The 12,867-nt window shown below is 67.0% G+C and carries 16 protein-coding genes; 4 read left to right on the forward strand and 12 right to left on the reverse strand.

Annotated features, from left to right (window positions below):
* Window positions 1–38 precede the first annotated feature (38 nt).
* The 4 genes from pyk to rplT all read left to right on the forward strand — a co-directional run bounded on the left by pyk (window position 39) and on the right by rplT (window position 2,461).
* Window positions 39–1,484 carry a pyruvate kinase gene (gene pyk, locus ACROSR_RS08205; RefSeq protein WP_432683899.1) on the forward strand — a complete coding sequence of 482 codons (1,446 nt, stop codon included), beginning with the start codon at window positions 39–41 and terminating at the stop codon, window positions 1,482–1,484.
* 33 nt (window positions 1,485–1,517) lie between these two features.
* Window positions 1,518–1,742: a hypothetical protein gene (locus tag ACROSR_RS08210; RefSeq protein ID WP_432683901.1), complete on the forward strand. Its 225-nt coding sequence runs from the start codon at window positions 1,518–1,520 to the stop codon at window positions 1,740–1,742.
* 131 nt (window positions 1,743–1,873) lie between these two features.
* On the forward strand, window positions 1,874–2,074 hold the full coding sequence (gene rpmI / locus ACROSR_RS08215; RefSeq protein WP_336419875.1) for a 50S ribosomal protein L35: 201 nt from the start codon (window positions 1,874–1,876) through the stop codon (window positions 2,072–2,074).
* A gap of 21 nt (window positions 2,075–2,095) precedes the next feature.
* Window positions 2,096–2,461, forward strand: coding sequence for a 50S ribosomal protein L20 (rplT, locus tag ACROSR_RS08220; protein ID WP_432683903.1), 366 nt, complete (start codon window positions 2,096–2,098; stop codon window positions 2,459–2,461).
* Window positions 2,462–2,559: 98 nt separating this feature from the next.
* On the opposite strand, the gene ACROSR_RS08225 is transcribed toward rplT, so the two are convergent.
* The 12 genes from ACROSR_RS08225 to ACROSR_RS08280 all read right to left on the reverse strand — a co-directional run bounded on the left by ACROSR_RS08225 (window position 2,560) and on the right by ACROSR_RS08280 (window position 12,855).
* Entirely contained in the window at window positions 2,560–6,564 is a 4,005-nt protein-coding gene (locus ACROSR_RS08225) for a baseplate multidomain protein megatron (RefSeq protein WP_432683905.1), read from the reverse strand.
* A gap of 3 nt (window positions 6,565–6,567) precedes the next feature.
* The gene (locus tag ACROSR_RS08230; protein ID WP_432683907.1) at window positions 6,568–7,011 is read right to left on the reverse strand and encodes an NlpC/P60 family protein; all 444 of its coding nucleotides are present in this window, start codon (window positions 7,009–7,011) and stop codon (window positions 6,568–6,570) included.
* Window positions 7,008–7,886 carry a DUF2163 domain-containing protein gene (locus ACROSR_RS08235; RefSeq protein WP_432683908.1) on the reverse strand — a complete coding sequence of 293 codons (879 nt, stop codon included), beginning with the start codon at window positions 7,884–7,886 and terminating at the stop codon, window positions 7,008–7,010. Before ACROSR_RS08235 ends, ACROSR_RS08230 begins: the two co-directional genes overlap by 4 nt.
* Window positions 7,883–8,515 (reverse strand): phage distal tail protein, Rcc01695 family, encoded by a 633-nt coding sequence (locus ACROSR_RS08240; RefSeq protein ID WP_432683910.1) that lies wholly within the window; start codon window positions 8,513–8,515, stop codon window positions 7,883–7,885. The genes ACROSR_RS08235 and ACROSR_RS08240 overlap by 4 nt, the downstream gene beginning before the upstream one ends.
* Before the next feature lie 14 nt (window positions 8,516–8,529).
* On the reverse strand, window positions 8,530–9,189 hold the full coding sequence (locus ACROSR_RS08245; protein WP_432683912.1) for a phage tail tape measure protein: 660 nt from the start codon (window positions 9,187–9,189) through the stop codon (window positions 8,530–8,532).
* A 3-nt stretch (window positions 9,190–9,192) separates the two neighbouring features.
* On the reverse strand, window positions 9,193–9,402 hold the full coding sequence (locus tag ACROSR_RS08250) for a rcc01693 family protein (protein WP_336419882.1): 210 nt from the start codon (window positions 9,400–9,402) through the stop codon (window positions 9,193–9,195).
* A complete protein-coding gene (locus ACROSR_RS08255) occupies window positions 9,399–9,722 on the reverse strand; it encodes a gene transfer agent family protein (RefSeq protein WP_432683914.1) in 324 nt (107 codons plus the stop codon). Before ACROSR_RS08255 ends, ACROSR_RS08250 begins: the two co-directional genes overlap by 4 nt.
* Before the next feature lie 5 nt (window positions 9,723–9,727).
* A complete protein-coding gene (locus ACROSR_RS08260) occupies window positions 9,728–10,141 on the reverse strand; it encodes a phage major tail protein, TP901-1 family (RefSeq protein ID WP_432683916.1) in 414 nt (137 codons plus the stop codon).
* Between the two features lie 24 nt (window positions 10,142–10,165).
* On the reverse strand, window positions 10,166–10,579 hold the full coding sequence (locus ACROSR_RS08265; RefSeq protein ID WP_432683918.1) for a DUF3168 domain-containing protein: 414 nt from the start codon (window positions 10,577–10,579) through the stop codon (window positions 10,166–10,168).
* A complete protein-coding gene (locus tag ACROSR_RS08270; protein WP_432683919.1) occupies window positions 10,576–10,914 on the reverse strand; it encodes a head-tail adaptor protein in 339 nt (112 codons plus the stop codon). The genes ACROSR_RS08265 and ACROSR_RS08270 overlap by 4 nt, the downstream gene beginning before the upstream one ends.
* Entirely contained in the window at window positions 10,914–11,513 is a 600-nt protein-coding gene (locus tag ACROSR_RS08275) for a head-tail connector protein (protein ID WP_432683921.1), read from the reverse strand. Before ACROSR_RS08275 ends, ACROSR_RS08270 begins: the two co-directional genes overlap by 1 nt.
* A gap of 154 nt (window positions 11,514–11,667) precedes the next feature.
* Window positions 11,668–12,855 (reverse strand): phage major capsid protein, encoded by a 1,188-nt coding sequence (locus ACROSR_RS08280; RefSeq protein WP_432683923.1) that lies wholly within the window; start codon window positions 12,853–12,855, stop codon window positions 11,668–11,670.
* Window positions 12,856–12,867: the final 12 nt, after the last annotated feature.

A 12,867-nucleotide genomic window follows, 5' to 3' on the forward strand; every position in this document is an offset into this window, starting at 1 on the left:
AGCGATAACACCGCGCGATGCGAGACGAAGGAGGACAGATGAGACGCCACCGCAATGTCAAGATCGTGGCCACGCTTGGCCCCGCCTCTTCGGATTACGACACGATCCGCGCCCTGCACGAGGCCGGCGCGGATGTCTTTCGCCTGAACATGAGCCATGGCGACCATGCCGGCATCGCCGAGCGGCACCGCATCATCCGCCAGATCGAGGAGGACCTCGGCAGCCCGATCGCGATTCTGGCTGATCTGCAGGGTCCGAAGCTGCGCGTCGGTACATTCGGGCGCGGCGAGGAGGATCTGGTAGAGGGCTCGACCTTCCGTCTTGATCTCGACCCGGCGAAAGGCGACGCGACTCGCGTCTGCCTGCCGCATCCCGAGATCTTCCAGGCGCTCGACGCGGGCGCCGATCTGCTGGTCAATGACGGCAAGATCCGCCTCCGGGTGACCGACTGTGGCGACGACTTCGCGAATTGCGAGGTGATCACGGGCGGGACGATCTCGAACCGCAAGGGGGTGAACGTGCCCGACGCGGTGCTGCCGCTTGCGGCGCTGTCGGAAAAGGACCGCGCCGATCTCGAGTTCGTCTGCGATCTGGGGGTAGATTGGCTTGCTCTCAGCTTTGTCCAGCGTCCCGAGGACGTGAACGAGGCGCGGACGTTGGCCAATGGACGCGCCGCGATCCTGTCCAAGATCGAGAAGCCGGCGGCGGTGAAGTGCTTTGACGACATTCTTGCGGTCAGTGACGGGATCATGGTGGCACGCGGCGATCTCGGGGTCGAATTGCCGGTGCAGAACGTACCGCCAATCCAGAAACGGCTGGTGCGCAAATGCCGCTCTATGGCCAAACCGGTGATCGTCGCCACGCAGATGCTCGAGTCGATGATCGAATCGCCGATGCCGACCCGCGCCGAGGTCTCGGACGTGGCCACCGCGATCTACGAGGGGTCGGACGCGATCATGCTGTCGGCGGAATCCGCGGCCGGAGATTACCCGGTCGAGGCGGTCACCACCATGGACAACGTGGCGCGCGAGGTGGAAACCGATCCCACCTACCGCGAGGTGATCGAGGCGAGCCGCCGGGCCGACCGCCAAAGCGTGGCCGATGCCATCGTCGCCGCCGCCCGCGAGATTGCCGAGACCACCGATATCAAGGCGATCTGCTGCTATACCGAATCGGGCACGACCGCGCTGATCACAGCGCGAGAGCGGCCCCGCGTGCCGATCATCGGCTTGACCAGCCTGCGCGACACCGCCCGGCGGCTGGCACTGACATGGGGCGTACAGCCGGTGATGACCGGGGAACTCAGCCGGTTCAAGATGGCGGTGATCAATGCTGTCGGGGCCGCGCGGGAACACGGCTATGCCGAGGAATCCGATCAGATCGTGGTGATCGCCGGTGTTCCGTTCAACGTCCCCGGCACGACGAACATCCTGCGCGTTGCGCCCTGCAAGGAAAGTTTGATCTACGCCACCGATCCCGGCTGATCGACCGGGCCATGCCACCATCGCGGAGACATCATGGACGCGGATCTTGCACTGAGCCTCGGACTGATTCTGGCGGTGGTATCGGTGCCATCCCTGCTTTCGGCCTTTTCAGAGGCACGGACTCCGCGCGCCGCGGCGATCATGGCCATCAGCGCTTCCGCGTTGATCCTCTGGGCGGTCACGACGAAGCCCGGCGGCTACAGCCTTGGTGATGTGCCGCATGTACTGATCTCGGTGATCGCCCGATACCTGCCCTGACGTGGCCGCAAATCGGCCCTGCCCCCTTGCACTAAGGCAGGGGCGGACGTATACGACGCTCTCAATCCGCTGGCCCGGCCCAAGGCGGCATGCCGAGGCCTGCGATCCAACCGACCATGAAGGAGCCGGAAATGCCCAAGATGAAGACGAAGTCGAGCTGCAAGAAGCGGTTCAAGATGACGGCCTCTGGCCGCGTGGTGGCGGCCCAGGCGGGTAAGCAGCACGGCATGATCAAGCGCACCAACAAATTCATCCGCAACGCGCGTGGCACCAGCACGCTCAGCAAAGCCGACGAAGGCATCATCAAGCCGATGATGCCCTACGCACGCTAAGCCCCCAGGAGGATTTGAGATATGTCACGTGTCAAAGGGGGCGTCGTTACCCACGCCCGCCACAAGAAAGTCACAACGGCTGCCAAAGGCTACTATGGCCGTCGCAAGAACACCTTCAAGGTGGCCGCGCAGGCCGTCGACAAGGCCAACCAGTACGCCACGCGCGACCGCAAGAACCGCAAGCGCAATTTCCGCGCCCTGTGGATCCAGCGGATCAACGCCGCCGTGCGCGCGCATGATGAAACGCTGACCTATTCGCGGTTCATCAACGGGCTGACGCTGGCCGGGGTCGAGGTGGACCGCAAGGTGCTGGCCGATCTGGCCGTGCACGAACCCGCCGCGTTCGGGGCCATAGTCGATCAGGCGAAAGGCGCCCTCGCCGCCTGAACCACCTAGGGCTAAACCATTCAATGAAAACGCCGTCCCGGAGAAATCCGGGACGGCGTTTTCATGTTGAACATGCATGGCCGGATCCTTGGCGAGGCCTACAGGTCGCGTCCGGCGAAAACGCCCGGCCCGAACGCGGCCGAGATCTGCGCAACCTCGATCCGCTTGCCGGCATCCGGACCGTCAGCCGCGCGCGCGACGGCGGTGTAGGCCCAATACGGGCTGTCGACGATCACTTCGCGCAGAACCTGCGCACCCCGTCGGACCCGGACAAGATAGCTCTCGCGCTCTTCACCCAGAGGCACCTCGGGCGTATCCCAGCGATCCCCGCCGATCCGCGTGCGCCGGATCCAGGTAATCTGCAGATCATCCGCCTCCTCGAACACACGCAGATGCACCGGCGCGTAGGGGCGTAACCCCAGACCGTCGAACGCGATCACCGCATGCCGGTAAGCCGGATCATCTACAGCGCGGCCACCCGGACCGATCCGGTAATGCCGCGCCTGCCCGCGCTGCGCCTCGGCCAGTTCAATCTGCTGCGGCACGCCATCAAGACGCACAAGGATCGAGCCGGCCGGCCATGCCGTGGCCCCCGCGCCTTCGGTGCCCAACTGACCGCGCAGCCGGTGGCGCAGGATGTAGGTGTCGGGGGCCACGAGCTCTGCCTCGCGGAACTGGAACAACTCCCACCCGCCCGGTGTGCCGTCGCCGATCGCGCACAGGTTGGCCCCGCCCAGCAACGCGGCCTCGCTCACGCTTTCCAGCGTGCCGAACCGCATCTTCACGAACAGGCCTTCGCCGCGATCCAGCAGGCCGCTACGCGCCGGGAACAGCGGCGTTTCGGTAAGACCCACGGTGCTGCGCGCGGCGATCAGCGTGTTCAGCCGGTAATTCGCGTCCTCGTCCGAGGCGTAGATTGCCGCCGTACCGGGCCACGGATCGGCGGTCATCGCGACATGCGGTGCGTGCGGCACCTCGTCGCCGCTCATCAGCGGCAGGTCCAGGAAAAGCGGCGTCACCGGACCCGGCGCTTTGAACGGGCGCAGCCGCGCGGGCGCGTCCTCGATCAGGATCGGGCGATAGCTTTCAGAATCGATCCGCACCGCATCGACGCGCTGCGCATTGCCCATCTGCTCGACCCGGTCGATGCGGAAACGAGCACCGCCCGCATCCTGGGGCAGTTCGATGACATCGCCCGCGCCGACGCCCAGTTGCGAGGGGGGCAGCGTCAGGCGCAGCGTGTTCACCGCGACACGCGCCTCCGACAGCCAGCGTTCCACCAGTTGCCGCCCCTCGGCCCGCGTCAGGGCCAACGGCATCTCGGACATGGCGACCGCATGGGTCGCGTCGTCGGGCAGGATCGCCTCTTCGGCGATGGCCTCGAAATCGCCATCAGCCTCGAGAAAGCGCAACCGCACCCGCCCCGCAAGCTCCAGATCCGAGCCGCGCGTCTGCTCGATCACGCCGCCCAGTTCGGGGTCGCGCACCACGGTCGCCAGATCGACGGCATGATCCACCTGTCCGTCCCGGCGCCGGAATTGCAGGACGCCCGAACGCTCGATCGCGTCCACGCCTTGGGCCAGCATCAAGGGTTGCATGGCAGCCCGCGCCTCGCCCACGCGGTCCACGAGGTAGCCACGCACGAAGCCCGGCGCGCCGTCGGTGTCGAGATCGTGCAAATCCGCGCGGGCCGCAATCTCGGCGATCACGTCGGCCAGACGGCGCCCGCTGACCCGCCCGGTGATCCAGTGCCCGCGCGCATAGTTCTCACCATCCGACCACAGCGCGGAATTGGCCGGGAAATACGGGTAGGGCCGCGCATCCCACGCCCAGACATAGGCATGGTCCATGTCGATCATCCGCCCCGCGTATTCCTCTGACGCCGGATTGCGTGCGGGATCGCCCCAGTAGCCGGCAATGGCGCGCAGGTACTGCATCTGGATCAGCGGATCGCGCTGACCGGTCGAGAAATGCGGTAGACTGGATTCCGAGGATTTCGGATCGACGAACTTGTTGGGCTGGTTCGTGCCCTTGTCGACCGCCGCACAGCCGTATTCGGTAAAGCGGATCGGCTTGGATTGCGGCACCCACGGTGTGGGCTCGGCGCGTCGCACCCCGTCCACCCGGTCGAAATGCGCATTCTGCCACCAGTTGCGCAGATCCTTGTAGCGAAAGACCCAAGGCTCGTCATGGGCGCCATCGGTAATCGCCACCCGCCGCTGAGCCGCACGTGCCTGCGCGGTGGGGTAGAACCAGTCATACCCCTCACCCCCCTCGATATTGGCTTGCAGATAATCCAGATCGTGAATCGACGGGTGCTCTGCCGCATCGAGGTGGTCATCGCCGTCGCGCCAGTCGCTGAGCGGCATGTAATTGTCGATGCCGATGAAATCGATATTGTCATTGGCCCAAAGCGGATCGAGGTGAAAGAACCGGTCCCCGCCCCCCGGCTGATAGCCGAAATATTCCGACCAGTCCGCAGCATAGCTGATCTTGACGTCGGGACCGAGGAGGCTGCGCACCTCGGCGGCCAGATCGATCAGCTGCGCGACCGCCGGAAAGCTGTTGCCCGGCCCCCGGATCTGCGTCAGGGCGCGCATCTCGGACCCGATGCAGAACGCCTCGACCCCGCCCACGGCGGCACACAGAGCCGCCTGATGCAGGATGAAACGGCGATAGGACCACTCGTCGGGGCCGTTATACGCCACCGGGCTTTGCTTGACCGATCCGCCAAAACTCAGCAGGTCCAGCGCGCCCGTGCCGGGCTGGTCCGTAGGTTGCACCCCGATCGGCGTCACGGTGAAATCCGACGCCATCGCGGTGCCGAAGAAGGCCGCGACCTCGGCCTCTGCCACCGCCGTCTGATCCGGGCTGTCCGGCTGCCCCGGCGCCTTCGAGGTCGTGATCCGCCCGCGCCACGGCAGCACCGCCTGATCGCCGGCATCGCTGTAAGGATCGGGCAGGCCATTGCCCGGCATCTGCTCCATCAGGATGAACGGGTAATACAGCACCTCCTGCCCCACAGCCTGCAACGCGAGGATCGCCTCGATCACCGCCTGATCGGCGGGTGTGCCGCCATAGACCTCGCGCCCGTCAGCATCCCTTGGCACCTCGCCCGCCTGCGCGCGGGAAATCCCGGCGACCTGCCATGGCATGTTGGCCGCCTCGAACTGTTTCTGCTCGACCCGCGGGTGAATGCGGCACCCGGCGCAGCGCAGATCGGTCCCGAACCAACTGACGATCAGCGAGGTCGCGCGGCATTCGGGCAATTCCTGCGTCAGCGCCTCCAGCGAGGTGACGAAATCCGGCTGCTCGGACGGCGTGTTGATATTGGCGATGCCGCTCGCCCCAAAACCGAAATCCATTGTCACCGGCGTGGTGGCCAGCACATACTCGCCGCTGCCCGGCAGCATCGCCACGCCCCTGATCCCGCGCACAGGGTCCAGATCGGCCCCCGGAATGTCGTCCTGCGACGGGCGGCAGACCTCGAAGCTGAACTGAGGCACGCGATTGCCGAAGCGCGAGATGTCGAGATCCTCGATCACCACATAGGCGGTGCCGCGATAGGCCGGCACGTTGCCGATCCCCTCGACGGCCTCGATCAGTGGATCAGGCAACTGATCCCGCGTGCCCGGATAGACCCGGATGCCCAACCCCGAAAGCGACACTTCGGTGCCATCCGCCCAGACCCGCGCCACGCGGCTGATCTCGCCCTCGCACAGCGCAAGCGCGAGGCTGACGGAATAGCTGATCCGGCGCGTATCGGGGGTGGCCGGGCGCGGGCTGCCCTTGCCGCCGCCGCTGCCTTCGGTGACGGTCACACGCTCGCGAAATTCCGTGGCCCAGATCACCTGGCCGCCGACGCGCATGCGCCCATAGACCTGCGGGATCGCATCGCCTTCACCCGCGCCGGTCAGACGCAGTCGGTTGACGCGCCCGGTCTCGACCACCTCGGATCCCTGCCCCAGCAGGCGCTGGTCGATCGAGCGGCCGATCACGGCCCCGGCAAAACGCCCGATCGCCACCGACGACAGCCCAAGAACAGAGCCGCCGACGGCCCCGCCCACGGCGGCACCTGCGGCCGATAATAGTATGGTTGCCATGACTTAACCCTCCTGGGGAAATGCGAAGCGCGCCACGATCCGTCGCCGCCACGGCGCGCTCAGCGCGCATTCTACGACGCCGTGGCCCGAATAGGCGTGAATGAAGCTGGCCCCGGCGCCGGTGGCCGACACGATACCCAGATGCTTGGCGACAGATCCCGCCCGCATGCGAAACAGGATCACATCGCCGGCGGCCTCATCGGTCAGCGGTCTTGGCGAAAGATGCCGCGCCGCCGCCTTCCAGAGGGCTTCTTGCCGCGCGGGTTCAGACCAGTCCATCGAATAGGCGGGCGGGCGCTCAGGCTCGGCCCCCATGACCTCGCGCCAGACCCCACGGACGAGGCCCAGACAATCACAGCCCGCGCCCCGGCAGGCCGCCTGATGCCGGTAGGGCGTGCCGATCCAGCCCCGCGCCGCCGTCACGATGCGCTCGCTCTGCGCGCTCATCGCCTGCGGCTCCCGCCATCGAGACGTTGCGATTTCGTGGGGTCGGTGATCGTCCAGTCATCGCCGGGAATATCAGGAAAGCCCTGAAAGTTTGCGAGGTTGTTGAACTTGAACTGACAGGTCGCCATGCGCTTGTCGCAGCCCGCCTCGATCCGCAACGCATCGCCGGGCGCAACCGTTGCCCCCAGGGGATGCCACAACTCAATCACCCTGCTCGCGCCATCCATACGGTCGCGTTTGATCAGGCCGACCAGCCCGGACGCGGCCCCGTCTTGCACCCGGATGGCGCCATGGCGAAACCAGTCCTCGGCAAAGCCGCCCATCTCGGCGAACCGAAAAACGCGGTTCTGCTCGACCTCCTCGGCCACACGCTGGGACACATACCCCGGCGTGTCGAGATCGAAGGTACATGCGCGATCACCCAGTACCGCGCTGCACGCCTTCTGATAGACCCGGCCAAGCGGCACGTTGAGCGCGTCCGTCACGCCGCGCAGCTCTGCCTCGAACGCACCGCCAGCGCGCCGCAATTCACCGATCGTTCCGCGAAACAGCAGCGTGCGCGCCGCCACGTCCTGCCAGTTCACCAGCCAGGCGCGCAACTCCGCCCCGTCATAGCCTCCCGCCTCGATATCCTCCTCGCGGATCGCGGCATCGCACAGCGCGCCAAGGGCCTCGGTATTGTCGACCGACAGACCGGTCGTCTGCTGCAGGGCCAGCGCGGTCAGCCCGGTATCGGGGCGAAACTCGACACGTTCGAACCGTAGCGCGCGATCGTGATCGGTAAATCCCATGACCACCCCGTCGCGCCGGGTCAGCGCCCAAGCCCGGCAGGTGGTGGTGACGCCGGTTTCCAGATGGCTCAGCAGCCCGTTCATATCCGGATCTCCACGACCGGCACATTGGGCACCTCGCCGGCCTGAAAGCTGGCAAGGCTGGTCTGGATGCGGTCGGTATCAAAACGCACAGGCACGTCGAACTCGTACCCGGCGGTGATCGCCACCCCACGGTTGGGCGGCTCGACGAAGGTGACGAGGCCAGTGGTCGCGTCCACCTCGTAGTGCACCCCTTCGCGCATCTCGACATTGCCCATGCCGATCCGCACCGTGCCCTTGACCGGCTTCACGACCGGGCGCACCGCCACCTGATCGCCCGAGCGGTAGGTCTTGACCAGTTGAAAGGCCCGCATCGCATCGTCGCCTATCCCGATGTCCTGATCGCGGTAATCCGGGTCGGCCTTGGCACGGCCCGACTTGTAATCGGTCCAGTCCTTCCAGCGAAACCCGTAGAGCTGCCCGCGCCGGGCCTCGAAGAAAGCGATCAGCGCCCCGATATCGTCGAGACTGCGCAGGGCGACACCCGCATCATAGCGCCGGCGCGCCTGCGCCCATGGCGTGTTGCGTTCCTCGAACCCGTTGGCGAGCGTGACGATATCCGTCAGCCGCTCGGGCCCGCCGAGCGAGCCGAAGCTCAGGCTCGCCGGAAATCTGACCTCGTGAAATCCCATCTTGGGGGCTCCTTTCAGCGGTTACGCCCGCCGCGTCCAATGACGCGACCAAGCTGTGCGGCGATCTGACCCTGGCTGCGGCGAAAGCCCTCGACGTCGGGGGTGCTGACATTCATCACGACGCTGACACCGCCACCGCCGGCCGAGCGCACCCCGAGTCGCCCGTCCGGGCCGCGGCTGAGCGGCATGATCGCCTCGGGGCCCGCCTCGCCCATCAGGCCGGTGCCGCCACGCATCGGAAATGTGACCGGCCCGTTCACGACCCCGCCATTGGCAAAGGGCTGCACCCGGCCTTGCGAGAACGGGGCGCCCTTGGCGAACGGGAACAGCCCCTGCACAAGGCCGCCGACCCCTTGCGAAATCAGCCCGCCCAGCTGATCGGTGACCGGCCGCGTGGCATCGTTGAACGCGGTGTTGACCATGATCGTCGCCATCCGCCGCAGGCTGTCGGACAGGCTGTCGCCCTCGATCACGGCACCGCGCAGCGCCGATCGCAGCCCGCGGCTGAGACCGCGTTCGAGGCTGCGCACGTCCTGCCCGGCCGAGGCGAAGCCACCGCGCACCCGGCCGAGTTCGGCGTTGAAGGCCGCGGCCATGCCGGTGGCCTGCCCCATGGCGTCATCCAGTGCGGTGATCTGCGCCTCAAGCTCGTCGGCGCGTTCCAGGTCTTCCATCGCTCATCTCTCCATGTTCGTCGGGCCGTGTTCGTCGGGAAAGGCGCGCAACAGCGCCTCCAGCCCGTCGCGGGCCATCGGGCGCACGCCCTCGCGCTCGCCCAGCATCAGGCGCAGCTCCACCGGGGTCAGCGCCCAGAACTCGGCCGGTTTCAGCCCGAGGCCCTGCAGCCCCGCGCGCAGCAATGCGGGCCAGTCGAAGCGGTCGCTCATGCGCCCGCCTCGGGCAGGGCAAAGGCCCGTGCCAGCACCTCGGCGGCGGCGCGGGCCGCCGCCACCGGGCCGCCCTCGATCTCGGCGCTCAGCAAATCCGTCGCGGTGCCGCGCCAACCCCCGCCGCGCAGCCCGGCCACTATCAGCGCCAGAACGTCGCGTGTGGAAAACGCGCCCTCCTCGAACCGCGCCACCAGGTCAACCAGCGATCCCTGCGCCAGCGTCGCCTCAAGCTCGGCAAGCGCGCCGAGGGTCAGCCGCATCACGTGCCGCTCGCCGTCGATCACCAGCGCCACCTCGCCTGCATAGGGATTGGCCATCCCGGTCACAGCGCCGTGAAGATCAGGCGACCGGCCGAAGCAAGCGACAGCTCGTAGGTCGCCTCGCCGTCATGCGTGCCGCCGTATTCGACCGCACTGACCTGAAACGGCCCTTCGATGGTGCCGAAATCAGGGATGATCACCTGAAAATCCGGCATCTCGCCGTCAAAGAAGATCTGCCGCGCCCGCGCGTCGCTCGCCGCGTCGCGAAAGATGCCGGACCCGCTGATATTGGCGGATTTGACACCCGCGCCGGCCAGCAACTCGCGCCAGCCCCCAGCGGAATCGAGGCTCGTGACATCCACGCTTTCGGCGTTGAAGCTGACGCGCGTCGCGCGCAGCCCTGCCACCGTCTCGAAATTGCCACTGCCGTTGAGATCGATCTTGATCAACAGATCCTTGCCGTTCTGCACTGCCATGTCTCTTACTCCATGAAGTCGGGGTTAGGCGCCGTCATCGACGCGCGCACGAAAGATCAGGTCGATCCGGCGACGGTTACCGCCGGTCTCGCGCCGGGCGCGGGCGCGCCAAAACTGCACGCCCACAAGGCTGCCGTGCCCAAGGCTCATCTGCGCACCGTCCAGCGCATCGCTCACAGCGGCGGCCACGCGCTTGGCCTCCAGGAACCCGGCCCCGTCGCTGACCACTGTCACGGTCAGGCGGTGCCAGGCACCGCCCGCGCTGCCATCGCCGCGCGCGCGCACCTCCTCGGGGCCAAGCGTCACGTAAAGCGGCGGTACGGCCCCGCCTGGCAGCGCGTCAAAGATCGCGGGCCCGACCAGCGCGGCAAGCGCCGCATCCGATGTCAGGCGCGTGAACACCGCCTCTTGCAGGCTCGCGGCCACGGTGTAGGTCATGTCACCACCTCCTCTTCGGCCCAGCAGGTCAGGAAGCGCGCGCCGGCATTCTGTTCGGTTACCGACAGGATCCGGAAAATCCGCACCCCGTCGCGAAAACGTTGCCCTGCTTGCGGGCGGCGTGGGCTGCCCTGCGGGGCGGCGCGCACGGTGATCCGGAACGCGGCGCGGCCCACGCTGACGGTCACGGCCTCGGTTTCGCGCCCGGTACGCGCCGCGACCTCGGCCCAGAGCGTGCCGCGCGCCACCCATGTCTCGGTGAACCCGCCCGCGCCGTCGGGGCTGCGCTGCGGAACCTCCAGCACCAGCGGCCGGTTGAGCCTCGGGGCCGCCATCAACGCGCCCCCCCGCCGAGCAGCCGCACGGTGCGGTAGCGTTCGATCAGGCTGGACACGCCGAACGGCATGCAGCCGCCGCTCAGCCCCATCTCGTGGCGGTATTCGTAGTAATGCGCCGCCAGCATCAGCACCGCCTGCGCAAGGTCGGGTGGCAGATCGCTCCATACGGCACCGTACCCTGCGCGAAACACGATCTCGGCCACGCCGCCCGAGGCAAGCGACGGCAGAAAGGTGCCCGTCGGGCGCAGCACAGGCCGATGCGCGTCCCGCTCCAGCCGGTAATGCGCAGGCGGCACGACTTCGGTCTCGTCGTTGCGGTCGCGCAGGATCAAGCTGAGGATCTCGGTCACCGGGGCGACCGGCAGCGCCTGGCCCTCGGCGTCGCGCCAGCGGCTCAGCACCCAGGAAAAGTCGCGCTCCAGCAAGACCTTTCCGGTCCGCCCCTCGATCGCGGCAAGGGCGGCGCGCAGGAAACTCTCCAGCACCGGGTCCTGGATGTCGCCATCCGAAAACCCCGTCCCCAGCCGCAGATGCGCCTTGAATTCCGCCAGCGGCAGCGCGGCCAGGGGCACCGCGGTTTCTTCCATCAACATCATGGACCTTCTCCAAATCTCCCGGACCCCTCCGGTGGTCGAGGCGCGCGCGACCCGGCGTTGCACGGACGGAGGGGGATGACTGAACAACGCCTCTCGCGGGCTGCACGCGCGCCCCGGGACGGGGGCCAGACGCCCCCGCCCCTCTCACCGACGCTTATGCGACGGCGAACCGCACCAGTTTGATCGCCTTGAAGTCCGACACGTCACCGCCGACCCGCTTGGTCGCGTAGAACAGGACATGCGGCTTGGCGCTGTAGGGATCGCGCAGCACCCTCAGATCGGGACGCTCGGCCACGGTGTAGCCTGCGCCAAAATCGCCGAATGCGATGGCATCCGCGCCACTGGCGATGTCGGGCATGTCCTCGGCGATAAGCACGCGGTAGCCAAGCAGCCGCGCCGGCTCGCCCGCCGCCAGACCGTCGGACCACAGGAACCGGCCATCGGCATCCTTCATCTTGCGGATCGTGCCGGCAGTCTTCGAATTCATTACGAAGGTCGCATTGGCGCGGTACTGCGCGCCCAGCGCATAGACCGTGTCGATGATCGGATCGGGGCCCGCGATATCGCCATCGGCACCCGTCGGGATGTAGCCGATATTGCCCCAGCTCCAGATATCATTATCGACCGTCGGATGGGTCAGGAAACCGCGCGGCTTGTCCACGCCGTCACCCGCGACAAACGCCGCGGCCTCGGCGCGCGCGAACTTGTCGGCGATGCGGCCGGCAAGCCAGGCCTCGACGTCGAACGCGCTGTCGTCCAGCAGGCGCTGCGACGCCTTGGGCAGCGCGCTCAGCTCGTGCAGCGGGATGCTGATGCGGTCGATCACGGGCGTGTCGGTCTCGCCCAGGGTGCCGGTCTCGGTGGCCCAGCCATGGCCGACATCGGCATGATCGACGAGGACGTCGAAACTGGTGGCCTCGACCGCCACCACATTGGCCACTGCCCGGATCGAAGCGGTCGAGCTCAGGACCGAGTGGATCATGTCTGAGGTCTGCGGATCCACGAGGTAGCCGCCATCGCCGGCCACCGCGGTGTTGAGCGCCTTGCCTTCCAGTTCCAGCCCGCGCAGCCCGTCATCATCGCCACCGCGCAAATACGCGTCGAACGCCTTGCGATGCGGGGCGTGGATGTCGGCGGCGGCCGCCAGATGGGGGCGCGCCATTGCGATTGTCTTGCGTTCAAACATGGTCATCTTCTCTTCCTGCTGTTGAAGCCTGCGGTCGATCCCGGACTGAAAGTCCTTCAATTCGTTCATGAAACCGGTCACGGCGGTTTTCATTTCTGCCGCCGGAGACAGATCTTCCCCGGCCCGAGCCTGCGCTTGGGTTGTCATCTTGGTCATCCTTCAGGTTGG

This window comes from Roseovarius tibetensis (assembly GCF_050896375.1).
In the GTDB taxonomy this organism is placed as follows: Bacteria; Pseudomonadota; Alphaproteobacteria; order Rhodobacterales; family Rhodobacteraceae; genus Roseovarius; species Roseovarius tibetensis.

Coding starts and splice junctions, on each gene's coding strand:
- ACROSR_RS08275 (WP_432683921.1), bottom strand. CDS start 11,513: ATGATGTTGATGGAAGAAACCGCGGTGCCCCTGGCCGCGCTGCCGCTG.
- pyk (WP_432683899.1), top strand. CDS start 39: ATGAGACGCCACCGCAATGTCAAGATCGTGGCCACGCTTGGCCCCGCC.
- ACROSR_RS08280 (WP_432683923.1), bottom strand. CDS start 12,855: ATGACCAAGATGACAACCCAAGCGCAGGCTCGGGCCGGGGAAGATCTG.
- ACROSR_RS08240 (WP_432683910.1), bottom strand. CDS start 8,515: ATGGGATTTCACGAGGTCAGATTTCCGGCGAGCCTGAGCTTCGGCTCG.
- ACROSR_RS08255 (WP_432683914.1), bottom strand. CDS start 9,722: ATGGCCAATCCCTATGCAGGCGAGGTGGCGCTGGTGATCGACGGCGAG.
- rplT (WP_432683903.1), top strand. CDS start 2,096: ATGTCACGTGTCAAAGGGGGCGTCGTTACCCACGCCCGCCACAAGAAA.
- ACROSR_RS08245 (WP_432683912.1), bottom strand. CDS start 9,189: ATGGAAGACCTGGAACGCGCCGACGAGCTTGAGGCGCAGATCACCGCA.
- ACROSR_RS08235 (WP_432683908.1), bottom strand. CDS start 7,886: ATGAACGGGCTGCTGAGCCATCTGGAAACCGGCGTCACCACCACCTGC.
- ACROSR_RS08210 (WP_432683901.1), top strand. CDS start 1,518: ATGGACGCGGATCTTGCACTGAGCCTCGGACTGATTCTGGCGGTGGTA.
- rpmI (WP_336419875.1), top strand. CDS start 1,874: ATGCCCAAGATGAAGACGAAGTCGAGCTGCAAGAAGCGGTTCAAGATG.
- ACROSR_RS08260 (WP_432683916.1), bottom strand. CDS start 10,141: ATGGCAGTGCAGAACGGCAAGGATCTGTTGATCAAGATCGATCTCAAC.
- ACROSR_RS08270 (WP_432683919.1), bottom strand. CDS start 10,914: ATGGCGGCCCCGAGGCTCAACCGGCCGCTGGTGCTGGAGGTTCCGCAG.
- ACROSR_RS08230 (WP_432683907.1), bottom strand. CDS start 7,011: ATGAGCGCGCAGAGCGAGCGCATCGTGACGGCGGCGCGGGGCTGGATC.
- ACROSR_RS08225 (WP_432683905.1), bottom strand. CDS start 6,564: ATGGCAACCATACTATTATCGGCCGCAGGTGCCGCCGTGGGCGGGGCC.
- ACROSR_RS08265 (WP_432683918.1), bottom strand. CDS start 10,579: ATGACCTACACCGTGGCCGCGAGCCTGCAAGAGGCGGTGTTCACGCGC.
- ACROSR_RS08250 (WP_336419882.1), bottom strand. CDS start 9,402: ATGAGCGACCGCTTCGACTGGCCCGCATTGCTGCGCGCGGGGCTGCAG.